Source organism: Novosphingobium sp. BL-S-32, assembly GCF_056857055.1.
The window spans coordinates 890,219-916,410 of sequence record NZ_CM166476.1; the positions used below are offsets into that span (position 1 = coordinate 890,219).

Annotated in this window: 23 protein-coding genes; 10 read left to right on the forward strand and 13 right to left on the reverse strand. The window is 64.8% G+C overall.

Annotation, left to right across the window (positions count from 1 at the left end; translation table 11 throughout):
* Positions 1-24: 24 nt before the first annotated feature.
* Complete coding sequence (locus tag AC1VVK_RS04135) at positions 25-1,863, forward strand: diguanylate cyclase (RefSeq protein WP_243652787.1); 1,839 nt, start codon at positions 25-27, stop codon at positions 1,861-1,863.
* A gap of 190 nt (positions 1,864-2,053) precedes the next feature.
* Here the strand turns inward: AC1VVK_RS04135 and mmsB are convergent, their stop codons facing one another.
* The 7 genes from mmsB to AC1VVK_RS04170 form a co-directional block, all read right to left on the reverse strand.
* Positions 2,054-2,923 carry a 3-hydroxyisobutyrate dehydrogenase gene (gene mmsB / locus AC1VVK_RS04140; RefSeq protein ID WP_482904483.1) on the reverse strand — a complete coding sequence of 290 codons (870 nt, stop codon included), beginning with the start codon at positions 2,921-2,923 and terminating at the stop codon, positions 2,054-2,056.
* 180 nt (positions 2,924-3,103) lie between these two features.
* A complete protein-coding gene (locus AC1VVK_RS04145) occupies positions 3,104-3,886 on the reverse strand; it encodes an enoyl-CoA hydratase-related protein (RefSeq protein ID WP_132391813.1) in 783 nt (260 codons plus the stop codon).
* An 11-nt stretch (positions 3,887-3,897) separates the two neighbouring features.
* Positions 3,898-4,254, reverse strand: coding sequence for a YunG family protein (locus AC1VVK_RS04150; protein ID WP_482904484.1), 357 nt, complete (start codon positions 4,252-4,254; stop codon positions 3,898-3,900).
* Complete coding sequence (locus AC1VVK_RS04155) at positions 4,251-5,309, reverse strand: enoyl-CoA hydratase/isomerase family protein (protein ID WP_482904485.1); 1,059 nt, start codon at positions 5,307-5,309, stop codon at positions 4,251-4,253. Before AC1VVK_RS04155 ends, AC1VVK_RS04150 begins: the two co-directional genes overlap by 4 nt.
* Positions 5,310-5,326: 17 nt before the next feature.
* Entirely contained in the window at positions 5,327-6,484 is a 1,158-nt protein-coding gene (locus tag AC1VVK_RS04160; RefSeq protein WP_482904486.1) for an acyl-CoA dehydrogenase family protein, read from the reverse strand.
* A gap of 30 nt (positions 6,485-6,514) precedes the next feature.
* Positions 6,515-7,015 (reverse strand): hypothetical protein, encoded by a 501-nt coding sequence (locus AC1VVK_RS04165; RefSeq protein ID WP_482904487.1) that lies wholly within the window; start codon positions 7,013-7,015, stop codon positions 6,515-6,517.
* A gap of 100 nt (positions 7,016-7,115) precedes the next feature.
* Positions 7,116-8,609 (reverse strand): CoA-acylating methylmalonate-semialdehyde dehydrogenase, encoded by a 1,494-nt coding sequence (locus AC1VVK_RS04170; protein WP_482904488.1) that lies wholly within the window; start codon positions 8,607-8,609, stop codon positions 7,116-7,118.
* Positions 8,610-8,754: 145 nt separating this feature from the next.
* On the opposite strand from AC1VVK_RS04170, the gene AC1VVK_RS04175 reads away from it, so the two are divergent.
* The 3 genes from AC1VVK_RS04175 to AC1VVK_RS04185 are packed head-to-tail and all read left to right on the forward strand — an operon-like array spanning position 8,755 to position 10,978.
* The gene (locus AC1VVK_RS04175; RefSeq protein WP_482905112.1) at positions 8,755-9,648 is read left to right on the forward strand and encodes a LysR family transcriptional regulator; all 894 of its coding nucleotides are present in this window, start codon (positions 8,755-8,757) and stop codon (positions 9,646-9,648) included.
* 35 nt (positions 9,649-9,683) lie between these two features.
* The gene (locus tag AC1VVK_RS04180; protein ID WP_482904489.1) at positions 9,684-10,175 is read left to right on the forward strand and encodes a flavin reductase family protein; all 492 of its coding nucleotides are present in this window, start codon (positions 9,684-9,686) and stop codon (positions 10,173-10,175) included.
* A gap of 8 nt (positions 10,176-10,183) precedes the next feature.
* A complete protein-coding gene (locus tag AC1VVK_RS04185) occupies positions 10,184-10,978 on the forward strand; it encodes an alpha/beta fold hydrolase (RefSeq protein WP_482904490.1) in 795 nt (264 codons plus the stop codon).
* Positions 10,979-11,030: 52 nt separating this feature from the next.
* Here AC1VVK_RS04185 and AC1VVK_RS04190 read toward each other — a convergent pair whose 3' ends face one another.
* Both AC1VVK_RS04190 and AC1VVK_RS04195 read right to left on the reverse strand, forming a co-directional pair.
* Positions 11,031-11,900, reverse strand: a complete 870-nt coding sequence (locus AC1VVK_RS04190; protein ID WP_482904491.1) for a hypothetical protein — start codon at positions 11,898-11,900, stop codon at positions 11,031-11,033.
* 312 nt (positions 11,901-12,212) lie between these two features.
* A complete protein-coding gene (locus AC1VVK_RS04195) occupies positions 12,213-14,534 on the reverse strand; it encodes a TonB-dependent receptor (RefSeq protein WP_482904492.1) in 2,322 nt (773 codons plus the stop codon).
* 13 nt (positions 14,535-14,547) lie between these two features.
* Between AC1VVK_RS04195 and AC1VVK_RS04200 the strand changes: the two genes are divergently transcribed.
* Positions 14,548-14,772 (forward strand): hypothetical protein, encoded by a 225-nt coding sequence (locus tag AC1VVK_RS04200; protein ID WP_482904493.1) that lies wholly within the window; start codon positions 14,548-14,550, stop codon positions 14,770-14,772.
* Here the strand turns inward: AC1VVK_RS04200 and AC1VVK_RS04205 are convergent.
* From AC1VVK_RS04205 to AC1VVK_RS04220, 4 genes are all read right to left on the reverse strand, one after another.
* Positions 14,760-17,120 carry a TonB-dependent receptor gene (locus AC1VVK_RS04205; protein ID WP_482904494.1) on the reverse strand — a complete coding sequence of 787 codons (2,361 nt, stop codon included), beginning with the start codon at positions 17,118-17,120 and terminating at the stop codon, positions 14,760-14,762. The two genes, AC1VVK_RS04200 and AC1VVK_RS04205, sit on opposite strands and share 13 nt — an antisense overlap.
* An 84-nt stretch (positions 17,121-17,204) precedes the next feature.
* On the reverse strand, positions 17,205-18,059 hold the full coding sequence (locus AC1VVK_RS04210) for an SDR family NAD(P)-dependent oxidoreductase (protein WP_482904495.1): 855 nt from the start codon (positions 18,057-18,059) through the stop codon (positions 17,205-17,207).
* A complete protein-coding gene (locus AC1VVK_RS04215) occupies positions 18,059-19,396 on the reverse strand; it encodes a cytochrome P450 (protein ID WP_482904496.1) in 1,338 nt (445 codons plus the stop codon). The genes AC1VVK_RS04210 and AC1VVK_RS04215 overlap by 1 nt, the downstream gene beginning before the upstream one ends.
* Positions 19,397-19,515: 119 nt before the next feature.
* Positions 19,516-19,851 carry a 2Fe-2S iron-sulfur cluster-binding protein gene (locus AC1VVK_RS04220; protein ID WP_482904497.1) on the reverse strand — a complete coding sequence of 112 codons (336 nt, stop codon included), beginning with the start codon at positions 19,849-19,851 and terminating at the stop codon, positions 19,516-19,518.
* A 229-nt stretch (positions 19,852-20,080) separates the two neighbouring features.
* Between AC1VVK_RS04220 and AC1VVK_RS04225 the strand changes: the two genes are divergently transcribed.
* The 5 genes from AC1VVK_RS04225 to AC1VVK_RS04245 all read left to right on the forward strand — a co-directional run bounded on the left by AC1VVK_RS04225 (position 20,081) and on the right by AC1VVK_RS04245 (position 26,188).
* Positions 20,081-21,367, forward strand: coding sequence for a metal-dependent hydrolase family protein (locus tag AC1VVK_RS04225; protein ID WP_482904498.1), 1,287 nt, complete (start codon positions 20,081-20,083; stop codon positions 21,365-21,367).
* Between the two features lie 11 nt (positions 21,368-21,378).
* Positions 21,379-22,806: an aromatic ring-hydroxylating oxygenase subunit alpha gene (locus AC1VVK_RS04230; RefSeq protein ID WP_482904499.1), complete on the forward strand. Its 1,428-nt coding sequence runs from the start codon at positions 21,379-21,381 to the stop codon at positions 22,804-22,806.
* On the forward strand, positions 22,806-23,558 hold the full coding sequence (locus AC1VVK_RS04235) for an SDR family NAD(P)-dependent oxidoreductase (protein WP_482904500.1): 753 nt from the start codon (positions 22,806-22,808) through the stop codon (positions 23,556-23,558). Before AC1VVK_RS04230 ends, AC1VVK_RS04235 begins: the two co-directional genes overlap by 1 nt.
* Positions 23,555-24,706 carry a CaiB/BaiF CoA transferase family protein gene (locus AC1VVK_RS04240; RefSeq protein ID WP_482904501.1) on the forward strand — a complete coding sequence of 384 codons (1,152 nt, stop codon included), beginning with the start codon at positions 23,555-23,557 and terminating at the stop codon, positions 24,704-24,706. The genes AC1VVK_RS04235 and AC1VVK_RS04240 overlap by 4 nt, the downstream gene beginning before the upstream one ends.
* 273 nt (positions 24,707-24,979) lie before the next feature.
* Entirely contained in the window at positions 24,980-26,188 is a 1,209-nt protein-coding gene (locus AC1VVK_RS04245; protein ID WP_482904502.1) for a CaiB/BaiF CoA transferase family protein, read from the forward strand.
* Positions 26,189-26,192 lie beyond the last annotated feature (4 nt).

Consider the following 26,192-nt stretch of genomic DNA (forward strand, 5'->3'; position numbering starts at 1 on the left):
TGCCCAGTCCCTACGGAGTTTATCTTGGCCGGATCCCTGTCCAGGCGCATCGTCGTCCTGTGCGTCATTCTCAGCATCGTGCTGGCCGGGCTGGCCGGACTGCTGCTTGACGCTTCGGCGCAGATGCGCGCGAGCCTGACGTGGATCACGCATTCCTCGCAAGTGCTGGAAACCGCCGACCGGGCCTTGCGGCACCTTCAGGCCGCCGAATCCGGCCAGCGCGGCTTCACGCTGACGCAGAACCCTGAATTCGCAGTCAGCTTTCCCACCGAACTGGCAGAGGCCCGGCGCGAGGCCGCCGGCCTCGTCGCGCTGACATCCGACAATCCGCTCCAGAACACCCGCGCCAAGCAGGTCCAGAACCTGATCGACGAGCGCGCGAAAAGCCTGGAGGAAACCGCCCGCCTCACCCGCCGCGGCGATTTCGAAGCTGCGCGCGCCTATGTCGCCGCCGGCCACGGGCGCTTCCTCATGCTGCTGGTGACCGCACGCACGAATGATCTGCTTGAAGCCGAGCGCGCGCTTGCCGCCAACCGCATGGACGCGGTGAAGGAGCGCCTCGACTACATCCGCTGGCTCGTCCTGTTCGGCACGCCGATCACGGTGATCACGATCACCTTCCTGGCAAGCGCGCTGATCCGCCGCATCCGTCGTCCGGTGGACGCGATGATGGCGGTCATGGGCCAGCTCGGTGCCGGGGACCGCAGCGCGCGCATCACCGCACGCATGGAATCGAGCGAGTTCCAGCGCCTTGCCCGAGGCTACAATCGGATGGCCGACGAGCTGGAATCCGCCGTCGCCGATCAGGTTGTGAGCGCGCAGCAACTGCATCACGCCAACCACGAACTCAGCCTCAATGCCGAAGTGCTGCGCGAGCGTGGCGAGGTGATCGAACTGCTCGGCGGCATGGCCCACCGCATGCAGGCCGCCCGCACCGATGAGGAACTGGCCTCGATCATCCGCGTCTTCGTGCCGCGCGTGCTGCCGGAAGTCCCCGGCGCGCTGTTCGCGCACAACAACTCGCGCAACCTGCTGATCCCGATCGCCGCATGGGGCGGTATCGAAGTCGCGGCTGGCGGCTTCGCACCTGATCAGTGCTGGGCGCTCCGGCGCGGCCAAAGCCACTTCGTGATCGATCCTGAATCGGACATCGTCTGCGCCCATGTCGGCAACGAGACCGATCATTACCACTGCGAACCGCTGCTCGCAGGCGGCGAAGTGATCGGTGTCCTCTACCTGAAAGGCGTGGTCGAGGCCGAGAACCGCTTCCGCATGACGGTGCTGACCGAGAACATCGCCTCGGCCCTCGTCAACCACCGCCTCCAGCGCGGCCTGCGCGAACAGACCATCCGCGATCCGCTGACCGGGCTGTTCAACCGCCGCTACATGGAAGAGACTCTGGCGCTGGAAATCGCGCGCGCCTCGCGCGGCGGTACGCCGCTCGGTCTTGTCATGTGCGATGTCGACCACTTCAAGCGCTTCAACGACGAGTTCGGCCATGAGGCCGGCGATGCGGTGCTTCAGGCCGTAGCCGCCGAAATGCGCAGCCGCTTCCGCGACGGCGACGTCGTCTGCCGCTTCGGCGGCGAGGAGTTCACCATCATCGCCCCCGGCACATCAGCGGCGGCGCTGGCAGAGCGCGTCGAGGCCGTGCGGCAGGCTATCGGCGAACTCAACATCCACCAGGGCGGCCGCACGTTGGGCGCGACCACGATGTCCTTTGGCATCGCCGTGTGGGAAGAGAACATGGAGCGCGACGGCTCGACCCTGATCAAGGTCGCCGACGCCGCGCTCTATCGCGCCAAGCGCGAAGGCCGCAACCGCGTGGTGCTGGACAGCCGCGCGGAATCCATGGCGGCTTAATCGGAAGAGCCGAGGCGGGCCGGGCCGGGCCTCACCTCTATTCGTTGAGCAATCCGGTAGCATTCTCCGGATCGCTCTATTCCGTCATTGCGAGCGTAGCGAAGCAATCCAGAGCGGCGTGAGACTGCCCCCGGATTGCTTCGCTACGCTCGCAATGACGAGGGAAATTTGACGCGATAATTGCGGTGTCTCAGAGCGTCGTGAAAATCGCCCCGAAGTCCTTGCCGCCGTTGCCGGCCTCTACGAACGCTTCGTAGATCTTCATCGCGTGCTCGCCCATCGGCACAGTCGCGCCCGAAGTCTCCGCGCCCGCCATCGCAAGGCGCAGATCCTTGAGCATCAGTGCGGAGGCAAAGCCGCCCGCATAGCCATTGTCCGCCGGGCTCGTAGCACCGACGCCGGGCATTGGCGTATAATCGTTGAGCGACCAGCAGTAGCCGGTCGCCTTCGAGCTGATGTCATAGAAAGTCTGCGGATCGAGCCCGGCCTTCTGTGCCAGCGCCAGTGCCTCGCACGTGCCGATCATGTGGATCGCCAGCAGCATGTTGTTACACATCTTGGCGACCTGCCCCGCGCCGGTCTCACCAGCGTGGATCACCGCCTTCGCCATCGGTTCGAGCACGGCTTTCGCGCGCTCGAATGCCGCGTCGCTGCCACCCACCATGAACGTGAGAGTGCCGCCATTGGCCGCCGCGATGCCGCCCGAGACGGGCGCGTCGACCATCTCATAGCCTTCCGCCTGCGCCAGTTCGACCACTTCGCGTGCGGTGGCGAGATCGATGGTCGAGCAATCGAGGAAAAGCGCGCCCTTCGGAGCCTTGCCGAAAACGTCCTGCGTATAGACCGCGCGCACGATGGCGCCGTTCGGCAGCATGGTGACGACGGCATCGACGCCCTCGACCGCAGCCGGGATGCTGTCGAACGCCGCGCAGCCGTGCTCGGCCGCCTTGGCGACGGCATCGGCAGAAAGGTCGAATGCGTTCACGGCGTGCCCCGCCTTGACGAGGTTCGCGGCCATGCCGCCGCCCATGTTGCCGAGGCCGATGAAAGCGATTTTCATGACATTCTCTCCCAAATCACGCCGAGTACGGCAGCCTGTTGGACAGGCATGTCTCTATTCCGCCGCCCCCGCGCAGGTGGGGATCCCGCTTGCGAAACGGCCCTTGTGTCACCTGCCGAAAGCGGGAATGACGATGCGGAAGGGAGGCAGGTCGCGCCGCCCCACGTCGCGCTATCCGACTTACTTGCCCTTCCAGACGCCCGGACGCTTTTCGACGAAGGCGGCCATGCCTTCGGCCTTGTCCTCGGTGGCGGTAAGCACCTGGAACATGCGGCGCTCCATGATGAGGCCGGTGTCGAGCGTGGTCTCGAAGGCCATGTTGACCAGTTCCTTGTTCATCATCGCGGCGAGCGGCGGCATTGCCGCGATCGCCTCGGCCGCCTTCAGCGCTTCGTCCAGCAACTGGTCGAGCGGGACGACACGGCTGACAAGGCCCGAACGCTCGGCCTCGGCAGCGTCCATCAGGCGGCCGGTGAGGCACATGTCCATGGCCTTCGACTTGCCCACCGCGCGCGTCAGGCGCTGCGATCCGCCCATGCCGGGCGCGACACCCAGCTTGATCTCCGGCTGGCCGAACTTGGCGTTTTCCGACGCGATGATGAAGTCCGCCATCATGGCCACTTCGCAGCCGCCGCCCAGCGCGAAGCCGTTGACGGCCGCGATCCAAGGCTTGCGGGTGGTCTTGACCAGGCTGCTGGTCCAGCCCGCGAAGAAGTCCTCCGAATAGAATTCGGCGCCCGGCTTATCGGACATTTCCTTGATGTCGGCGCCTGCCGCGAAGGCCTTCTCGCCCGAGCCGGTGATGACGGCGCAACCCTGGGTCTTGTCCGCCTCGAACGCGGCGAAGGCCGCGATCAGCTCCTCCAGCACCACCGAATTCAGCGCATTGAGCGCCTGCGGACGGTTGAGCGTGATGAGGGTGACGGCACCCTTCGTTTCGACCAGGATCGTTTCGTAGCTCATCGCGGGTTCCTTCAGGTATTCGCTTCGATGTTGGCGATCAGCGCGGCGAGATGCGCCGGGCTGGCATGTTCGTGCGCCTCGTCCTTCGAGGTCGGCGTGTTGTCGTAGGGGATCGGCTCGTCGAACTGGTCGGTCGAAAGATCCCAGAAGCGGCCGTCCACCTTGTTGTAGAAGTGCGTTCCGCCTTTGGTCGACGTCTTGCAGATCTCACCGCCGAAATAGTGCTGCACGGCCAGCGAAGTCACCGCGCACTGGTTGCGCGCGGGGTTGGCCGGGTCGAACGGATCGGAAATGGTATCGGCGGACCAGGATTTCTTGACGGCGTGGTAGAGATCGATCGGCGTTTCGAACCGGCGGCTGGGCGTCAAATGGGCCTCCATTCCTCTTCCGGGGCGAGCGGCGCGAAGATCGCGTCCAGCATCGCATCGGTCACGCCCTCCGGCGCCGCCGGGTTCCACTTCGGCGCCTGATCCTTGTCGACGATCACGGCGCGGACGCCTTCGGCGAAATCGGGCAGGACCAGCACGCGGCTGCCGATGCGGTATTCCATCGCCATGTTCTCCGCGAACGTGTCGAACGTCAGCGAGGTGGCGAGCTGGCGTAGCGAGACCTTGCAGGCCTGCGGGCTCTTGGTGTGCAGAGTAGCGAGTTCGCGGGCAGTCCACTCGCTGTCGTCGCTGTCCAGCGAGGCGAGGATCTGCTCCAGCGTGTCGAAGGCGAAGTGCTTGCGGATCTGCGCCGCGTGGGCGGCAATCTTCGGCTCAGGCGGGGTGACGGCAAGCGCGGTGAGCACGGCGCCGATCTCGTGACCGGCGGCGATGCGGCGCTTGGCCTCGGGCAAGTCCTCGCTATTCAGGTAGTGCGTCGCCAGCCCGGCCCAGAGGCACTCCGCCCCGTCAAGCCGCGCACCGGTGAGCGCCAGGAACTGGCCGAGCCGCCCGTCCAGCCGCGAGAGATACCAGCCGCCGCCGACATCGGGGAACAGGCCAATTCCGGTTTCAGGCATGGCGAAGCGCGTGTTCTCGGTGGCGACGCGGTAATGCGCGGGCTGCGAGATGCCGACCCCGCCGCCCATGGTGATGCCGTCCATGAAGGCGACCACGGGCTTGGCATATTCGAAGAGCTGGTGGTTCAGCCGGTACTCCTCGAAGAAGAACCTGCGGCCCGAATGACCGTCATCCTCCAGCGCCGAGCGGCGCAAGAGATTGATATCACCGCCCGAGCAGAACCCGCGGCCCTCACTGTGCTCGATCCACACGGCTTTCACGGCCGGGTCATTGGCCCATTCGGCCAGCGAATCACTCATCGACTCGCACATGCCCAAAGTGAGCGCATGAATCGCCTTCGGACGGTTCAGCGCGATCACACCGGCCACACCTTCGCGGGACGTAAGCAGTTCTTCGGTCAGGATATCGATGGTCATGATCGTCCTCGCGCGGGTTACTTCAGGAGGTCACGCCCGATGATCATGCGCATGACCTCATTGGTGCCTTCGAGGATACGATGGACGCGCAGGTCGCGCCAGAAGCGCTCGATAGGATAATCCTTCAGATAGCCGTATCCACCGAACATCTGGAGCGCCCGGTCGACAACCGATGAGCCGGTATCGCTGGCCATCATCTTGGCCATGGCGGCAAAGCGGGTCTTGTCCGGCGCGCCGGCCGTAACCTTGGCGGCGGCGAGGTAGAGCAGCGCGCGCGCGGCCTCCAGTTCGGCAGCCATGTCGGCCAGACGGAACTGGGTGTTCTGGAATTCGGCGATCGGCTGGTCGAACTGCTTGCGGTCCTTCACATAGGCAATCGCCTCATCAAGGCAGCGCTGCGCGCCGCCCAGCGAGCAGGCACCGATGTTGAGGCGGCCGCCGTCAAGGCCGGCCATCGCGAACTTGAAACCGTCACCTTCCGCACCGACGCGGTTTTCGACCGGGATGCGGCAATCCTCGAACACCACCTGCGCGGTGGGCGAGGCGTTCCAGCCCAGCTTCTTCTCTGGCGCGCCGAAGGACAGGCCGGGCGTGTCCTTGTCCACCACGAAGCAGGATACGCCGCGCGACTTGTGATCGCCGGTGCGGGCCATCACCACGTAGACGTCGTTGACGCCGCCGCCGGAAATGAACTGCTTGGTGCCGTTGAGCACGTAGTGATCGCCGTCCAGCCGCGCCGTCGTCTTCAGCGCCGCAGCGTCCGAGCCCGAGCCGGGTTCGGTGAGGCAATAGGAGCCGATCTTCTCCATCGTCACCAGATCAGGCAGGTAGCGATCCTTGAGCTGCTGATCGCCGAACGTGTCGATCATCCAGGCGACCATGTTGTGGATCGAGACATAGGCACTGGTGGCCGGGCAGCCGTAGGACATGGCCTCCATGATGAGCGCCGCGTCCAGACGGCCAAGGCCGATGCCGCCGTTTTCCTCTGACACATAGATCGCGCCGAAGCCAAGCTCGCCGGCCGCCTTCCACACGTCCACCGGATAGTGGTGCTTCTCGTCCCATTCGGCGGCGAAAGGCGTGATGCGGTCGGCGGTGAACTTGCGCGCCGTTTCCTGGATCGCGAGTTGGTCTTCGGTGAGGCCAAACTGCCCCGTTTCAAACTGTGCGCTCATCTCAATCCTGCTGCTGGCTGGTGCGCGCCTCTAGGGGCACCGCGTGTAAGTAAGCGTTTCGGGCGCGGCGTCGGGCCCGGTGTCCTTGCGGACAAGCGTGTGGCCGCCGTCGGGACTGGCGAGCGAGACGTCAAGCTTCCAGCTCTGGCCTTCGCCCAAAAAGGCGAATTCGGCTTCGATCGCATCGTCGGCGGCGGACTTGACGGTGCCGAGGCTGGCGACCGATTCGTAGAAAGTCAGCCGCGTGGCATCGATCGTGAGCAGGCCCTTGGCATCGCCGCGCGTGCTTGTGCAATCGCCATTCACAAGGCCCCAGCGGCCGCGCAGGCTCTCCGGAATTTCGGAGGGCAGCGGCGCTTCGGTGACCGTGGAAGTCTCTGCCGCAGCCGGTTCGCCGGTTGCCGTAGCCTGCTCCTTGCTGGCCGGCTGTTTCGAACACCCGGCAAGAGTGAGCACGCCGGCCGCAAGCGCGAGCGGCAGGGACCAACGGGCGGAGACGTGCGGTGCGGTAACGGTCCTGATCTTCATCATGACTTGTCCTTTCCGGTTCCATGGGCGCTCCCGAAGGAACGCCCCGAACACCCCGCTGTTTCCGCCCTGCTCCTGCCCGCTGGCCGCTGCGCTGTCTACATTACCCCATGGTCGGGATGATGAAGGCGCTGTCGCCCGCGCCGCCATCCGGCCAACGCTGGGTCACGGTCTTGACCTTGGTCCAGAAGCGCACGCCTTCCATGCCGTACTGGTTGTGATCGCCGAAGGCCGAACGCTTCCAGCCGCCGAAGCTGTGATAGCTGACCGGCACCGGGATCGGCACGTTCACGCCGACCATGCCCACCTGCACGCGGCTGACGAACTCGCGCGCGGCATGTCCATTGCGGGTGAAGATGGCAACGCCGTTTCCGTACTGGTGACGTGTCGGCAGTTCCACCGCTTCCTCGAACGTCTTGGCACGGACGATCTGGAGCACCGGGCCAAAGATCTCTTCCTTGTAGGCGCTCATCTCGGTCGTGACATGATCGAACAGCGACGGGCCGACGAAGAAGCCTTCCTCGTACCCCTGAAGCGAAAAGCCGCGGCCGTCGACCACCAGTTCCGCGCCTTCGTCGACGCCGGTCTGGATCCAGTTCTCGATCTTCTGCTTGTGCACGGCGGTCACGACCGGGCCGTACTGCGCCTCGGGATCGGTGGAGATACCGACCTTCAGCTTGTCGATCGCGGCGATCAGCTTTTCGCGCAGGATGTCGGCGGTTTCATCGCCCACCGGCACTGCAACCGGCAGCGCCATGCAGCGCTCGCCCGCCGAACCATAGGCCGCGCCCATGATGTCGTTGACGGCCTGGTCCATGTCCGCATCGGGCATGACGATGGCGTGGTTCTTGGCTCCGCCCATCGCCTGCACGCGCTTGCCGGCGGCAACGCCGCGCGAATAGACGTACTGCGCGATGTCGGACGAGCCGACGAAGCTGACGGCGGCGATGCCCGGATGGTCGAGGATCGCATCGACCATTTCCTTGTCGCCGTGGACGACCTGAAGCACGCCTTCGGGCGCGCCGGCTTCGATGAACAGCTCGGCAAGGCGGTTCGGAACCGAAGGATCGCGCTCCGACGGCTTGAGGATGAAGGTATTGCCTACCGCAACGGCGGGAGCGAACATCCACAGCGGAATCATGGCCGGGAAGTTGAACGGGGTGATGCCCGCGCCCACGCCCAGCGGCGCGCGCAGCGAATAGACGTCGATACCGGGGCCCGCGCCCTGCGTGTATTCGCCCTTCAGCATGTGCGGGATGCCGCAGCAGAATTCCACGACCTCAAGGCCGCGCTGGATGTCGCCCTTGGCGTCGTCCACCACCTTGCCGTGCTCCGAAGCGAGCATTTCGGCCAGTGCCTGCATGTTCTTCTCGATCAGTTCCTTGAACTTGAACAGAACGCGGGCGCGGCGCTGCGGGTTGGTGGCGGCCCACTTGGGCTGCACGGCCTGCGCGGTGGCGACGGCGCGGTCCAGCAGGGCCTTGTCGCCAAGCGGCACCTGCGCCTGCACGGCGCCGGTGCTGGGATTGAAAACGTCGCCGAGACGAGCGGCCGGACCGCCGGGTCCGCCGACTACGAAGTGGTCAATCAGGCGCATTCCTCATCCTTTCGCAAATTCTATCACGGGCAAGCTCGTGCCCTTTCACGGGTTAGGTGGTCCCGGCTCGATTTGCAGGCAAGCTGAAAATACGCCATCGATAACTGCACATTTGCAGCCCCAAGGACTATTTCCCGCCGTGACGATGCCTTCCATAGACTGGAGCGACTATCAGGCCTTCCTAGCCATCGCCCGGGCGGGGCAACTGGCGGGCGCAGCCCGTGCGCTGGGCGTCGATCCGACCACCGTGGGCCGCCGCCTCCGCCGTCTGGAAGCGGCGCTGGGCATGCGCCTGTTCGAGCAGACCCGCAGCGGGCAGGACCTGACCGAGGCAGGCGAGGCGCTGCTCGCCACGGTGGAGGCGATGGCCACCGCCGCCGGCCACATTTCCGAACAGGCCGAGCGCGGCGACGGGCTTTCGGGCACGCTGCGCATCACCACCTCGGAAGGTTTCGGCTGCTGGTTCCTCGCCCGCCACCTGCCGGCGTTTCAACGCGCCCACCCGCGCCTTGCCATCGATCTCGTGGCCTCCAGCGGCTTCCTCAGCCCGGGTCGGCGCGAGGCCGATGTCGCGATCATGCTCTCGCGCCCGCGCACCGGGCCGCTGGTAGCGCACAAGCTGTCCGACTACAGGCTCGGGCTCTACGGCAGCCGCGATTACCTGGGCGCCCACGGCACCCCGCAGCGCCCGGCGGACCTGCTGGAAGGCCACAGCCTGGTCGGCTATATCCCCGATCTGATCTACGCCCCCGAACTGCGCTATCTCGACGAAATCCACGCCGGTCTTCGCGCCACGGTCCGCTCGCCCAGCATCACCGCGCAGCAGAGCCTGATCGCCAGCGGCGCCGGACTTGGCGTGCTGCCCTGCTTCATGGCGGAGGACGATCCCCGGCTGGTGCCGGTGCTGCCCGAAAGGCGCATCCTGCGCAGTTTCTGGTTCGTCACACACCAGGACATCCGCAAACTGCCCCGCGTCGTCGCTTTCCGGCAGTGGCTTGACGAAACCGTCAGGCGCATGGAGGGAGTATTGAAGCCCTGATGCCGCCGCACCATACCGACAGGATGACAGACTCAGTGACCATCACGACTTTCGACCCGGCCGAATTCCGCAAGGTGCTCGGCAGCTATCCGACCGGCGTCTGCGTGATAACCGCGCTCGATGAGGACCGCCCGGCGGGCATGGTGGTGGGTTCGTTCACCTCCGTCTCGCTCGATCCGCCGCTGGTGGGTTTCTTCCCCGACAAGCGCTCGACCTCGTGGCCGCTGATCGAGAAGGCGGGCCACTTCTGCGTCAACGTGATGGCCAGCGATCAAGGCGATGTCTGCCGCGCGGTCACCGCCAAGGGCGCCGATAAGTTCGTCGGCGTGGAATATACGGTGTCCGCGCACAATCTGCCGATCATCGCCGATTCCATCGCGGCGATCGAATGCCGGCTCTATTCGGTGAACGAAGCGGGCGACCACTGGTTCGTGCTGGGCGAAGTGCTGCGCATGGAAACCGTGCGCGAGGACGATCCGATGCTGTTCCACAAGGGCCGTTACGGCGGTTTCGCCGAGCGGATGTGATCGCGGGCATGCCGGACTTTCGCGTCGAACTGGCGGGCGGATCGCTTGTGGGCGTGCGGCGCGAGGGCACCGGAACTCCGCTTGTCCTTGCTCACGGCTTCGGCGGATCGCGACGCGACTGGGAGCCGGTGATTGCCGCGCTGCCCACCCATCTGCCCCTGATCGCCTACGACGCGCGCGGCTTCGGTGCCTCTACGGCCGAGCCCGGCATCTCCTTCTCCCATGCCGAAGACCTCCTCACGCTGCTCGACGCGCTGGGAGTGGAATGCGCAGACCTTTGCGGTCTTTCGATGGGCGGCGGCAATGTATTGCACTTCGCGCTCGATCATCCGGAGCGTGTGCGGCGGCTGGTGCTGGTGAGCCCCCTCATGCTCGGCTGGTCATGGACGAGCGACTGGATCGACCGCTGGAAAATGATGGGCCGCGCCGCGCGCGAGGACGATATGGCGACGGCGCGCACCTTGTGGTGGGATCACCCGCTGTTCGAAGGCACCCGCGAAAACCCTGCCGCCGCCGCGCATCTCAAGGTCTCGATAGAAGCATTCCCCGGCACTCAGTGGGTACAGGACGACCAACGCTCCGAACTGCCCGAAGTGGACCGGCTGACCGGCCTTGCCGTGCCGACCCTGCTGCTGACGGGAGAGCGCGACACGGAGGATTTCCGCCTGATCGCAGACCTCATTGTTGCGGCCGGACAGGATGTGAGACGCATCAACCACGCCGATGCGGGCCACCTGCTCAACCTCGAAGTCCCTGTCACGCTGGCTGGTGAAATTGCTGCATTTCTAGTCCAGGCCGCGTAGGAAATCCGTCGATTGCGGCACCGCCGAGCGCTCCGCGCGAGCGGTCCTTGCTTCAGACGGTGCTGCGATCGGTTCCGTGGCCGATCATCGATGCGAATAGCCCATCAGGCATTACCTCGGAATGGGCGGCCGTCAAGAAGGTGTTTCTTTTTCCGGGCTCGCTTCTGTCTCCCACGATCCAAAGCAGTTCAGCGAACACAAACCAATCGGCGGCCAGTCGGTGGACGATCTGGATCTCATGCACTTCAAATCGCGCGAAAAAGAGATCCAGATAAAGCCTCAGGTTCTCCGCACTGTGCATTTCGGCAAGTGCGCCCGAATCTTGTAGATAATCGCGAATACCAATCTGGGCATCGGTCCGAAAAAGGCTGGAGACCGCCCGGGCATCGGCCTTGCGGAGACCATCAAGCAATGCCTCGTGACGGTCCAGTATCGCAATTTCAGCGGCGAGCGGACCTTCGCGCCCTCCCGTATAAGGATCGCCGACAAGCGTCCGGTTCCACAACAGTTCGCCAGTAATCGCCTTTCGGCCCATTGTCGGAAACAGAACCGCTGTCTGAGCGAGGACAGGCTGATTGGCGGCCCTAAACAGACCTTCCGAAAGACCGTAGCAGAAGGCGTACCAATCGCCTTTTATCTCGGCCACAATCTGCATAGGAGCGACCGCGACGACACGATGCAGTTCCTCATAGCTGGCGCGCAGATCGCTCCTGCTGCTGACGAAGCGTTGATACGGTATCGCGCCAGCCGGAACGTCGCCCGAAGTTCGAATGACCGTGTAAGCATAGGGCTCGTCGGGCACGAGCGTTGCCATGATTTCATCCACGATATCGCGGTATTCGGCTTCCATGTGCGCCCGGGCAGCCTCGCCGCTGCGTATGCGGGCATCGAACTGGGAAGCTTTTGAAGGGAAGCTTGCCACATCACTTCTCCCAAGCGAGCTCGTCGTGCGGATGCGCACGCCGCCATCGCCGGTAGAATTGTCTAGCCGCGCTGTACCGAAAGCAATCGGTTTCGCGCTCTGTGCCTTCAGGTCGAAGGCCAGCCCATCGCGCTATCTGTTCGGCATGATGTGGGGCGAACGGCCCCGGCAGATACACCTCGCCTGCCGGTCATTCACGATACCCAACAGGTTTTCCGGGAGCAGTCCGCCAGCCGCAGTAGAGAGGGGGCATTACGCCCCCCTTCTCCTGCCCCCTCCCCCGAAGGGGAGAAGGTCGTCCCTGCCTATCGATCAGAACTTGCCCGAGATCGAAGCCCCGATCACGCGCGGCTCGTTGAACACGGCGGCCATGTAGTTCTCGATCACACCCTTGAGGTTCTTCTCATTGGTGATGTTGCGCGCGAAGGCCGCGATTTCGTACTGGCCACCCGGAGCCGAGTAACCAACCTTCAAACCGCCCTCGAAGTCACCGTCGGAGTAGAACTCCTTGGTCTTGTAGAGCACGAAGTTCGTGTAACCCTGCAACATCCAGTCGGTCGAGGCGAAGAGCGAGCCGCCGTTGCCCAGCGGCACGTCGTAGCGGGCGGTAATGTTGGCGGTGTACTTCGGCGCGTTGGGCAGCGGGTTGCCGTCGATCTGCGCGAAGACGCCCTTGCCGGCCACCGTGATCGTCGGGTTCTCGACCGTGCAGACCACCACGCCGTTAAGCGCGCAGACCTGTGCGTAGACGTTCTTGTCCTTGATCTCGGTGTGCAGCAGGCTGAGACCGGCGGTCAGCGTCAGGTTCCGCACCGGCCGCGCTTCCAGTTCGGCTTCCATGCCGTAGGCCTCGGCCTTGTCGGCATTGAACAGCACGCCGTTGCCGTCCGCATCGTTGCCGTTGAGCTGGATGTCCTTCACCCGGTACGCGAAGCCCGAAAGGTTGAAGCGCACCTTGTTGTCGAACAACTGGGTCTTGATGCCCGCTTCACCCGAAAGGATCGTTTCCGAATCCGCCGTGGTGAAGTCCGTGTTGAACACCGCCGAACGGCCCTGAATTGTCGGTCCACGGAAACCGGTGGCGACGCGGGCGTAGACGCTGACGTCCGGGTTGACCTTGTAGTTCAGGCTGACGTCCCAGCTCGGCTTCTCATCCGACAGGCGCACATTATAGCGGCCCTTGTAGGTCACCACGCCGTCGACGGTGTCGGCGGTCTTGATGAGGCGCGTCTTCTTGGTGTCGTTGGTATAGCGCGCGCCGGCGGTCAGCGTCAGGCCGTCCACCAGTTCGTAGCTACCCTGGCCGAAGAAGGCCCAACTGGTGTTGACGTTGCGCAGGCGCACCCAGTTGTTGGGGTTGTTGGCCGGCGGCGTCAGGAAATAGGCGCGCTGGTAGAAGTCGGTAATGTCACGCGAATCGAACCACATCGCACCGACCTGCCACTTGAAGCGGGTGGCGCCGTTGCTGGCGAGGCGGAGTTCCTCGCTGAGCTGGTCGAGATCGCGCACATTGCCCTGCGACTGGCCGAAGCCATTGGCCACGCCGTTCACCGGGAAGTTCGCGCCCGCGCCGCCATCGGTATCGCCGCGGCTGTAGCCCGAGGTCGATTCCCATGCCGTGATCGAGGTCAGCGTGACCGGCCCGAAATCGAGCGCGATGCGGTTGGAGGCACCGTAAGTGTCATAGGCCTGCGGGTTGTTGTGCGCTTCGTCCAGCGCCACTTCGTCGCGCGGCGTGTCGGACACGTCGTTCGAGCCCTTAGTGAAGGCACCGCGATGGAAGATCGTTGAGGTGCCCTCGTACTTGCGGGCGTGGAAGCTGGTCAGCATCGAGAAATCGCTGCCGGTCGGCGCCAGCAGCAGCTGCACGCGCGCATCACGTTCCTCGAAGCCGCCCATCGCGTCCTTCTTGGGCGAGACGGTGCCGTCGGCGCTGGGGCCGTCATACGTGTTGTCCACCCAGTCGTCGCGGCGCTGGTAGAGCGCGGAAACGCGGACCGCCAGCACGTCCTGAATGATCGGGCCGCCCACGCCGCCGTCGAAAGAGACGGTGTTGTACGAACCGTAGCTGGCATTGGCACGGCCAGTCCAATGGTCGGTTGTCGGCTTGATCGTGTCGAACTTGATGATGCCGGCCGTGGTGTTGCGGCCGAACAGCGAGCCTTGCGGGCCGCGCAGCACTTCCACCTGATCCATATCGAAGACGGGGTTCGACTTGAGCACGACGTGCTCCAGAACCACATCGTCCTGAATAATCGACACCGGCTGCGAGGCGCCGAGGTAGAAGTCGATATTGCCAAGGCCGCGAATGTAGAAGCGCGGGAAGATGCGGCCCGTGGTGGTTTCGGCATAGAGGCCCGGAACGCGGCCCGACAGCGCAAGGATGTCATCGCCGGCAGCCTGGAACGTGCGGAGCTGATCGCCCGAAACGACGCCGACCGAAACCGGCACGTCCTGAAGATTCTCGCGGCGGCGTTCGGCGGTCACGACGATTTCGCCGAGGCCCTCTCCGGCATTGGTTTCAGCCGCTGCGTTGGCGCCGGCGTCCTGCGCCAGGGCGGCATCGCTCAGCCCAAAGGCGCCAAGGCCACAACCAAGAAGAAGCGCGGTTCGGATGGTGAAAATGTGTCGCACGCGGATAGCCCCTTTGGGTAAAATCGAACGGCGCAGCTATAAAGGGAGGGTGACGCTGTCATTACAAGAACTTGTTGCGCATGGCTCAACCGGCGATTCTGCGCACGATTTCGCAGAAGGCGATGCAATTGAGCAACGCTTTCCGCTGGTGATGCAGATTGAACGGGATGAACGCATTTTCATGCGCGCAATTGCGGCGCGGAGGCCGCAATTGCGCGCAGATCTTCAAAACTTGTAGCTGATCTCCAGTCCGTAAGTGCGCGGCTCGCCCACGGCGGCGGCATTGTGGCCCAGCGCGGCGGCGAGCGTCATGCCGCCGACGAAATAGGCCTTGTCGGTCAGGTTCTTGGCAAACAGTGCCGCCGAGAAATCCGATCCCATGATGCCGTTCCAGTCGAGCCGTGCGTTGACCAGCACGTAGCCCGGCAGCTTGGTGCCCGGCGCAATCGAGTCCGCCGCGTTGGAGAAGTACTGCGCGGTCTGCCCATAGAGATCGCCGCGTAGCGAGACCTGTCCCGCGTCCTCTGCCACCGGCATGAAGACTTGCGCATAGGCGGTGCCGGAGAACTTCGGCGTATCGCCCACCGGGCCGTAGGAATAGGGCGTTCCGAACAGTTCGATATGCCCGTCAGTGAACGTGGCATTGGTATAGGCTGCCGAACCGCCCAGTTCGAGCCACTCAGCGGGACGGATATTGCCCTGCGCCTCGAAACCCCAGATCCGCTGGGACGGCACGTTGGCGGTCACCGCGATGGAGGCAAGGCCGCCGGGGCCGTCCGGGTCGGGGAACTCCACGCGCTGCACGTCCTGCACCCACTGGATGAACACGGCGCTGGCGAAGTTGGCGGGACGGCCCATGACCTGCCCCGCGAACTTCAGGCCTCCTTCGATGTCCTGCGTATGCTCCGAATTGAACAGGTTGCCGCCATCGGTCGCGGTGGCGTTGACCGGCGGGGCGGCGCCGTTGAAGCCGCCCGACCGGAACGATCCGCGCGTCTTGAGATAGGCGAACCAGTCGGACGTGACTTTATATTCCAGCCCAACTTCCCACGAGGGGTCAGAGAAGGTCTTGTGCTGGTCCGGCGCGCCGTAAGTGTAAGTCGCGCTGGGAAGCTGCGCGATCGAGACCCGCTCCCACGTGTAACGCAGGCCGCCGGTCAGCTTGAGGTCGGTCACCACTTCGTACGAGACCTGCCCGTAGACGGCATCGGTCTTGTTGCGGATGCGGAAGTTGTTGGTGACGTAGCTGGGCGGGATGATCGGCGAGACATCGAAATAGGTCTGCGGCCAAAGCGTGTCGCTGCGCTGGCGCTGCATGTAATAGCCGACGATATAGTCGAGCCGGCTGTCCAGCGTATCGCCGACAAGCTGGAGTTCGTCGGAGACCGAGCGGACCTTGAGCTGGTTGCCGAATTCACCCGCCGGGGCATTCGCGGTCAGGATCGTCACGAACGGCGCTCCGAGCTGCGGCTGTTCGGAGCGGGTTTTCGAATCCGACCAGCCGAAGATGTTGCGCAGCTTGGCACTGTCGCTCAGTTCGAACTCGGTGGTGTTGGTGACGAACCAGTCCTCGCCGTGATGGCTCGCCCCGCCGGGGTGGCGCGTCTTGTAGGGCCCGATGCGGTGCTGTTCGTTCACATAGTCGATCAGGCCGGGCGCGTAAGCGTCCGGGTGCGCGGCCAGATAGGCGTTCCACGCCCCCGGTCCGGCGATCGCGTCCAGCGAGGGTCCGAACAGACTTCCGGCCCCGCAAGTAAGCGCAAAACCGTTGTTGGTCTGGCCGCAGGAATAGACGCTGTAGGTGTAGGAAGCGCCGGTATTGGTGCCGCGCGTGTTGGTATATTGCAGCATCGTGGTGTTGCTGATCGTATCGGTCGGCTTGATCGTCAGCGTCCCGCGGCCGCTCTCGCGGCGGATGTCGCCCAGCCGCTCGTCATTGAGCAGGTTGCGGATATAGCCGTTCTTGTGCAGCAGGTTGAACGCGCCGCGCAGCAGGATCTTGTCCTCCAACAGCGGCACGTTGAGCATGCCCTCGCCTTCCCACGTGTCCAGATTGCCGACGCGCCCGCGCAGCGAGGCCTCCAGCTTGTCCGTGGGCTTGGCGGTATTGTAGAGCACCGCGCCGCCGGTGGCATTGCGGCCGAACAAGGTGCCCTGCGGGCCTTTCAGCACCTGCACGTTCGCAAGATCGTAGAACGAGGAGGCGCTGTTGATCGTCAGCGGCACTTCGTTGAGATAGGCGATCACGGCCGAGGGCGAGCCCGAGAACGTGTCCGCCGTCTGCCCACGGATCGAATAGGTCAGCGAGTTGTTGCCCTGCGTCTGGCGGATAGTCAGGCCCGGCGCGACGCGTTGCAGGTCGGAATCGGTCCGCACCCCGCGCTCGACCAGATCGCTGCCGCTGAGCGCGGTGATCGCTGCCGGTACGGTAGACAGGCTTTCGTCGCGCCGCCGCGCGGTGACGACGATATCGCCTTCATGCACGGCCACGCTGCCCGGCGCCGCCTGCTGCGATTGTGCGTAAGCGCCGTCTGCTCCAGACAGCACCGTTCCAGCCGCCAGCGCGGCCTTCAGCCAATTCCTCATGTTCCCTCTCCTCCCCGGGAACGGCATGGCGCCGCTCCAAGCTTGCCGCCACAAGTCGGCTGTCTTCGCCCCTTTGCGGGGTCTTCAGCCGTCGAGCCGCTCCATCGCCGCGAATGCCGCGGTGCGAGCGTCGAAAATCTGTTCCAGATGGTTGACCGGGTCGCCCACGGTCACGCCGCCTTCCACCGGGATCACCGCGCCGGTCATGTGGCGAGAACGGTCGCTGGCAAGGAACAGCGCCACTTGCGCCACGTCATCCGGCTCGCCGCGCCGCTTGATGAGTTGGTTGGAGAGGTAGACCGCGTTCACGCCCTCCTCGATCCGCGCGGCAAGGCCCGTGTCCGCGCCCTTCTCGCCGAAAGAAGACAATTCGGTGCGCACATGCCCCGGCACGATGCAGTTCACCCGAATGCCATGCCGCGCCAGATCGATGGCGGAGGACTTGGAGAACTGGATCAGCGCCGCCTTGGACGCGCGATAGGTCATCATCGCATGGCCTGCGAGGGTGCCGGCGATGGAGGCATTGTTGAGGATCACGCCGCCTCTACCCTGCTTCGCCATGATCCGCGCCGCATTGCGCGTGCCCAGCATCGGGCCGAGCACGTTGACGCGCATCACCCGGTCGAAATCCTCCAGCGTATCGTCCAGAAAGCTGGGAAACGCGCCGCAGGACATGCCTGCATTGTTGAACAGCACGTCGATCCCGCCGAAGCGGGAGACGGCAGCCTCGATCATCGCCTCCACCGCCGCCGGATCGGATACGTCGGTGCGCTGGTAGACCGCCGAAGCGCCCAGCCTTTCCGCCAGCGCTTCTCCCGCCTCGTCGGCGATATCGGCGATGACGACTTTCGCCCCCTCCGCCGCGAACAGTTCCACGGTGGCGCGGCCGATGCCGCTGGCGCCGCCGGTGACGACCGCTACTTTGCCCGCAAGTTCCATCAGCGCGCCTCGAAGGTGATCGGCAGCGACTCGATGGTGCGCGTGGCGACGGTGGGCGTGTAACGGATCGCGCTTTCGGGAATGGCCAGCTTCAGGTTCTTCATCTGCCGGGCGATTTCGCGCGCGGCCACTTTCACTTCCATGCGCGCCAGCGCCAGCCCGATGCAGCGGTGCGGACCGCCACCGAAGGCCACGTGACGGCCGAGATTGGGCCGGGTCAGATCGAACTTGCGCGGCTCCGGGAACACCGTCTCGTCATCGTTGCCCGATCCGTAGACCAGCAACATATGCGCATGGGCGGGGATCGTCGTGCCGTTCACGGTGACTTCGCGCGTGGTCATGCGGCTGAGCGCGCGCACCGGCGGTTCGGCGCGCAGATGCTCCTCCACGAAGCGGTTGAGCTGGCGATCGTCGTCCGCCACGCTTTCCAGCAGTTCGGCCATGCCGGGGCGGGTGGTGAGGACGTAGAACAAGTTGCCGATGGCGGTCGCGGTGGTGTCGTTGCCCGCGATCAGCGTGGCGCGCACCAGAGAGACGGCCTCTGCGAACGTCAGCTTTTCCTTGCCGCCATCCTCATTGGTGACTTCGGCGTGGACCAGATCGGAAAGCATGTCTTCCGAAGGGTTCGTCTCGCGCTGCTTCATCTTGGCGATCAGATACTGCTGAAGTTCCGCGATCTGCGCGGCGTTGGCCAGCATCGTCTCGCGGCTCTGCATCGCGCCGATCTGCGCGGTGACCGCCACCGACCAGCGCGAAATCTGCTCCTCCATGCCCTGATCGAGCCCGAGTTGCTCCACGATCACGCGAATAGTCAGCGGGATCGCGATGTCCTTCACGGCATCGCACTGGCCATCGCCGCGCGCCACCACATCGGCGATCACCCCGCGCACCACTTCGGTAATGCGCGGCTCCAGTTCCTTCACACGGTGCGCGGTGAAGGCCTGCTCCATCAGCTTGCGGATGCGCGTGTGGTAAGGCGGATCGGACATGATCGCGTCCGGGAAATAGCCGCCGCCATGTTCTTCGAGGTAGGCCTGAAACTCCTCCCGCATCCCGCGCGCCTGCTGTTCGGAGTAGCCGTGTTTGACCGAGAAAGTCACCGGGTCCGACTGGATCTGCGAGATATCCTCGTGCCGCGTCACCAGCCAGGAACCGAGCCGCTCGTCATAGTGGATCGGATCGCCATGACGCATGGCGCGATAGAACTCGTTCGGCTGCGCCTGGATCGCGGTATCGGCCAGCGAACCGCTGTCGAGCAGCGTCTGTTCCTCGGCGGTGAGTTCCCGCCGCTCGCTCATCCGATCTTCGCTTGCCCCAAGGTTCGCTGATGTTGCCATTTAGCCTGTCCCGTAAAATGATGCTGCGGTCATAGCCGCCTCTTGTCATCTTCTATGGACCGGGCAGCGACGGCCAGCCATGCCCGCCCTCGAACCAAGGCTTGCCCCGAGGGGAAGGATCAGTACCCCGAGGCAGGCGCCACGGTCACTTCCAACCCGTCCAGATCGTCGTTCATCTTGATCTGGCAGCCGAGGCGGCTGGTGTCCTTCATGACGTCCGCCACCATGTCGAGCATGGCGAATTCCACATCGTCAGGCTCGCCCACCTCGTTCCACCATTCCTGCGCGACATAGACATGGCAGGTCGCGCAAGCACATCCGCCGCCGCAATCGCCCATGATCCCGGCAACACCGCGCGAACGCCCCAGTTCCATCAGGCTCACGCCCTCCTCCACGTCGGAAAATTCGTGCTTCACGCCGTCGATGTCGGTCATGGTGACATGAAGGTTGCCCATAAATCCGGCCCGGTCCTCTTCGTTTGATTTTCACACGTGATGCCGCAGCCGGGGGGCCGCGCAAAGCGCTCCCCGTGCCCTGCGACTTGCCCCAGCGGGAAAACCGCCCCCGCGACGTACCTACAGGGACCAAGCCCACTGCCCGGCCCGTCATTTGCCGCGCCCCTCGCCGCTCTTAACCTGTGATCCAAGAGCCACGAGGACACCGGTGGCCGGAAGGAGAAAAAACGTGGGACGGACACTGATCCAGAACGCCACGATATTCGACGGGACAGGCAAGGCCACGACAAAGGGCGATCTGGTGGTCGAGGGCAACCGCATCACCTCGGTCGGCACCACGGCCGTTGCGCAGCCGGACGACATCACGATCGACGCCAGCGGCATGTTCCTGATGCCCGGCATGGTCGAAGGCCACGCGCACCTCTCGTTCGAGAATGTCTGCGCAACCGAGGACCTGATCACCCCCTGCCCCGAAACGCAGGTCTTCACCGCCGCGCGCGGGGCCAAGGCATTGATCGAGGCGGGCTTCACCTCTGCCTACGGCGCGTCCGAAGCGAAGCTGAAACTGGCCGTCGCCGTGCGTGACGAGGTCAACGCCGGCCGTCTTCCCGGCCCGCGCATCCGTGCGGGGGGCCTCGAAATCTCCGTCACCGGCGCGATGGGGGACGAGAGCAAGCTGCACAACCCGCGCATCGGCCCCTCCGCCATCATCGACGGCGTGGAAGAGATGCGCAAAACCGTGCGCCTCCACTGCCGCGAGGGGATCGACAACGTGAAGCTCGATGTCTCGGGCGACCCGTTCTACCCCGGCACCCCCGGCAACACGACGCCGATGACTTTCGAGGAAGTGCGCGTCGCCGCCGAGACGGCCCATGCCTATGGCCGCAAGATCAACGCCCACACCCGCTCCATCGAAGGCTCCAAGCACTGCGTCCGCGCGGGCGTGGACGGCCTGTTCCACTGCGAATACGTGGACGAGGAACTGCTGGACATGATGGAGGAAGCACGGGAGCGCATCTTCGTGGTGCCCACCGTCGGCCTTTTCGCGCAGATCATGGCGGGTGAGGCTTCGGCGCACGGCCTCTCGCCCGAAGTCGGCGGCTACATGAACATTCCGGACCTGCTGGAAAACTCGCTGAAAACGCATACCGAACTGCGCAGGCGCAGCATCCGCCACCTGATCGGCGGCGACTACGGCTTCGGCTGGAGCCCGCAGGGCACGCAAGGACGCGACCTTAAATCCTTCGTCGATTTCTACGGCTACACCCCGGCCGAGGCGCTGGTCTGCGCCACCCGCAACGGCGGCCTCGCCATGGGATACGGCGGCGAACTCGGCACGCTGGCGCCGGGCAAGCTGGCCGACCTGATCCTGGTCGACGGCGATCCGCTTGCCGACATTTCCATCCTCGCCGGGCCGGAAAAGGTCGCCTTCGTGATGAAGGACGGCGTGGTCCAGAAAATCAGCCCTGCCCTCGCAACACATGCGAGCACGCCGACGCTCGAAGCGGCGGAATAAGGAGCCTCAGAATGAACGTCGCCACCGGAACGCTGCAGCCCGGCGAGGCCCGCTGCCCCGCCGAATCCACGCAGGACATCATCGCCGCAGACCGCAACGCCGCCCCCGCCTGGGCGGCCAGCGAAAGCTACCACTACCTCGGCAGCGAGGACGTTTCCAAGGAACGCTACACCGATCCCGCCTTCGCCAAAGCGGAGTTCGAGCGGATGTGGACGCGCACCTGGCAGATGGCCTGCCGAGAGGACCACATCCCCGAAGTGGGCGACTATTACGTCTACGACATCGGATCGTACTCCTTCGTCGTCACCCGCTGTGATGATGACGAGATCCGCGCCTACTTCAACGCCTGCCTCCATCGCGGCACCAAGCTCAAGCCCTCCGGCACGGCGGGCTTCGCGGCGAACCTGAAGTGCCCGTTCCACGGCTGGACCTGGAACCTCGACGGATCGCTGAAGGAAATCCCCGAAAAGTGGGACTTCGCCCATACTGCCACGCAGAAGATGTGCCTGCCCGAAGCTCGAGTGGAGCGCCTGGGCGGCTTCGTCTGGGTCAACATGGACCCCGCCGCGCCCGGCCTTGAGGAGTACCTCGGCGCCGAGGCCCTAGCCCATCTCAAGGCATGGAAGCTGGAGGATCGCTACATCTACCTCCACGTCCAGAAGAGCTATCCGGCCAACTGGAAGCTGACGATGGAGGCGTTCATGGAGGCCTACCACGTCGGCGACACCCACCCGCAAGTCGCGCCCGCCAATGGCGACGTGAACTCGCAGTACGACGTCTACGGCGATCACGTGGACCGCTTCATCTCCACGCTCGGCGTGGTCAGCCCAAAGTTGCGCGACAAGTACAGCGAGGCGGACATCATCGCCAACTTCACCCTGGGCGACAGTTCCTCGCTGGGCGGCAGCAAGCCCGAACTGAAGGCGGGCGAACGCGCGCGGCAGGTGATGGCGGACATGTTCCGCGACATGTTCGAGACGGCGACGAACACCGATCTCAGCCACGTTTCGGATACCGAACTGCTCGATACCTACAGCTACACGTTCTTCCCGAACCTGTTCCTGTTCCCCGGCATCTCGCTGCCTATGATCTACCGCTTCCGCCCCGACGCGCGCGACCATCGCCGCACGATCTACGAAGTGATGTTCATGCGGCCCAAGCCCAAGGACGGCAGCGAAGTGGAAACGGCCGAGGTCGAAATCCTGCAGGATCACCAGTCCTTCGCAGAGGCGCAGGGCATGGATCCCGGTTTCGGCCATATCCTCGACCAAGATACCGACAATCTCTACGCCCAGCAGGAGGGGCTGGAGGCCAGCGCCAAGCCCGGCATCACCCTGGGCGACTATCAGGAAGTGCGCGTGCGCCACTTCGAACAGACCATCGACAAGTACATGGCGCTGCCGCCCTATCATCCTGATTTTAGGGCCCTTCAACGCTGATGACGTTTTCACTATCGGGTCGCACCATTTTCGTGGCCGGCGCCTCCTCCGGGATCGGCGCCGGTTTCGCGCGCGCCATTTCCGCTGCGGGCGGACGCGTCGTGCTGGGCGCTCGGCGCGTAGACCGCTGCGCGGAGCTAGCAGCGGAACTGGGCGAGGCACTGGCAGTCGAACTCGACGTGACGGATGAGGCTTCGGTGCGCGCCGCCTTCGATGCGGCAGAGGCCCGCTTCGGCGTGATCGACGGCGTGATCTGCAATGCCGGCGTCGGCACCGGGGGCCGCTCCACCGATGTACCGGAAGATGCGCTGCGCCGCGTGCTCGATACCAACCTGCTCGGCGCGATGCTGGTCGCGCGCGAGGCCGGACGGCGATTGATCGCGGGCGGCAGTCGCGAGCATCAACGCGGGCGCGTGGTGCTGATCGGATCGATCACCGCGCAGCAGAACGGCACCGGCGATGCCATGTATGCGGCCACCAAGGCCGGGCTTGCCCACCTCGGCCGACAACTTGCGCGCGAATGGGTGCGGCAGGGGATCAACGTCAACACCCTGCAACCCGGCTGGATCGCCACCGAGATCAACACGGACTGGTTCGCCAGCGAGCGCGGACAGGCCGACATCGCCGGCCTCCACCGCCGCCGCCTGCTCGATGCCGAGGCGCTGACGCCCACGCTGCTCTACCTGCTTTCCGACGCCTCCGCGCAAGTGACGGGCGCGACATTCACGATCGACGACGGGCAATCGCTATGACGAGTAGAGGCGCCCTCGAAGGGCTGACCGTGATCGAAACCGCCGAGCGGGTGAGCGGCGAATATACCGGCAAACTGCTGGCCGATCTCGGCGCCGAAGTGATCAAGGTGGAGCGCCCCGGCGGCGCTCCGACGCGCGCGATGGGACCTTTCGCGGCGGGGGAATCGACCCTGTTCGCCTACCTCAACACCAATAAGAAATCGGTCGTGCTGAACCTTGCCGATGCGGCGGATCGCAAGGTGCTGGACCGCCTGCTGGCGCGCGCCCATGCGCTGATCGACGATCACGACGCCGGGTGGTACCGGGCGATGGGCCTGACGCCCGAAGCAGTCGCCGCCGCGCATCCCGTGCTGGTGCACACGCTGGTCACGCCGTTCGGGCAGGGCGCGCCGGAAGGCTGGCAATCCGCCCGCCCGATCAACGTTATCGCCGCCGGCGGCTGGGCCTATCACAGCCCCAGCGAAGCGCCTGCCGACAAGCCGCCGCTGAAAGGCGCGGGCCGGTTCCTCTCCGACTACGAAGCCGGGATCGACGCCGCGCTGGCCACCATGGCCTCGCTGCTGCGCCTGCGCCGCAAAGGTCAGGGTCAGTGCGTCGATATTTCCGAAGTGGAAGTGCAATTGAACCGCATCGACTGCGTGCTCGACCGCATGCTCGCGGGTGAAGCCGAGCCCAGCGCTGCGCGCACCGCCTACGACATGGGCGGCCCCGGCACCTCCTTCGCCTGCCGCGACGGGCATGTTTTCCTGCTGATGACCAGCCGCGCGCACTGGAAGGGCCTCTGCGCGCTGATGGGCGATCCGGACTGGACCCAGGAACTGCGGGAGGACTGGCTGGAGTTCGATTGCACGCCGCCCAATGTCGCCAAATTCCGCGAACACTTCACCGGCTGGATCGCCCCGCAGGACAAGCATCCGATTACCGGGGCCGCACAGAAGGCGGGCGTCGCCATGGTGCCGGTCCAGACTGCCAAGGACCTGCCGCGCCACGAACAGTTCGTCCATCGCGGCTTCTTCCAGCAGGCGGTGCATCCGGCGTTTGGGGAGGTCTCCTATCCCACCGCCGCCTACCGCATGAGCGCCACGCCGGTCCGAATTCGCTCTGCCGCGCCGGAACTGGGCGCCAGCCGACAGGAGGCGGAAGCATGATTGGTTTCACGCGGAGGCGCGGAGACGCGGAGACGAAAAGAGAAGTAGGAAGGTTGGATTCGCGCAAAGGCGCAATGGCGCAAAGGAGTCGCGCTGCGCCGCAGGCTTCCTCATCTTCCAAACGCTGCGGCACGCGCCATCGTCGCAACGTAAAGGGCTTCGCCGAAAACACGACATCTTTGCGCCTTTGCGCCTTTGCGCGAATCCCCTTCTCTTCCCTCTTCTTCTCCGCGTCTCCGCGCCTCCGCGTGAACCCAATCCCGGAGCGCCACCATGCCGCTTCCTGACCGACAAGGCCCCCTCTCTGGCATCCGCGTCGTCGAACTCACCAAAGTCTGGGCCGGCCCCTACGCGGGCAAGCTGCTCGCCCACCTCGGCGCGGAAGTGATCAAGATCGAATCCCGCTCCAACCTCGACGAGATGCGCGCCTATGGCGGCGTGGACATCGACGCCGCGCCCTATTTCCTGTCGATCAATCAGGAGATCCTCTCGGTTCAGGTCAACATGAAGACCGCCGAAGGGCTGGACCTCGTCAAACGCATGATCGCCGAGGCCGACATTCTGATCGACAACATCCGCCCCGGCGCGATGGAGCGGTCCGGGCTCGATTACGAAAGCCTCAAGGCGATCAAGCCGGACCTCATCCAGTGCTCCATCAAGATGTGGGGCACTGATGGGCCACTCGGCTATCAGACCGGCTACGCCCCCTGCTTCGCCGCGCTCTCCGGCCTTACCGCGCTGGTGGGGCATGAGGGCGAAACGCCCAAGGGCATGAACATCCGCTACGGCGATTCCACCGCCGGCGCGCTTGCCGCGCTAGCCTGCGTGGCCGCACTCCATCATCGCGAGAGCACCGGCGAAGGCCAGTTCATCGACCTGTCGGCGGTAGAGGCGATGACCAGCCTCGTCGGAGACAGCCTCTTCGCCGCCAGCGTCACCGGAGACGTGCCCAAGGCCGACGGCAATTTCCATCCAGAGATGGCCCCCCACGGCTTCTACACCTGCGGCGAGGGCGGCTGGACAAGTATCGCGGTGGCGAACGAACCCGAATGGCGCGCCCTTTGCAACACTCTCGGCGCCCCTGCCCTCGCCACCGATCCACGCTTCGCGACGCTGGCGGATCGGCTGACCAACCGCGCCGGACTCGACGCCGAACTCTCCGCGCTCACCCGCCCGCACGACGCCATGGACCTTGCCGAAAAGCTCAGAAATGCAGGCGTTCCGGCGTTCAAGGCGATGAGTTCGCTGGACTTGTGCTCGGACGGTTTCCTCTGGGGCCGCGACGCTTTCCGCATGGTCAGCGATCACCGCAACGGCACGCGCCCGATCATCGGCCCGTCATGGCGGATCAGCCCCGAAGGCCCCTTGGTCGAACGCGGCGCGCCACTGCTCGGGGAGCACAACGGCTACGTCTACCGTGAGCTTCTGGGCTTGTCGGAAAGCGAAATGGACGATCTGATAGCCCGCAAAGTGATCGACTGAAGTC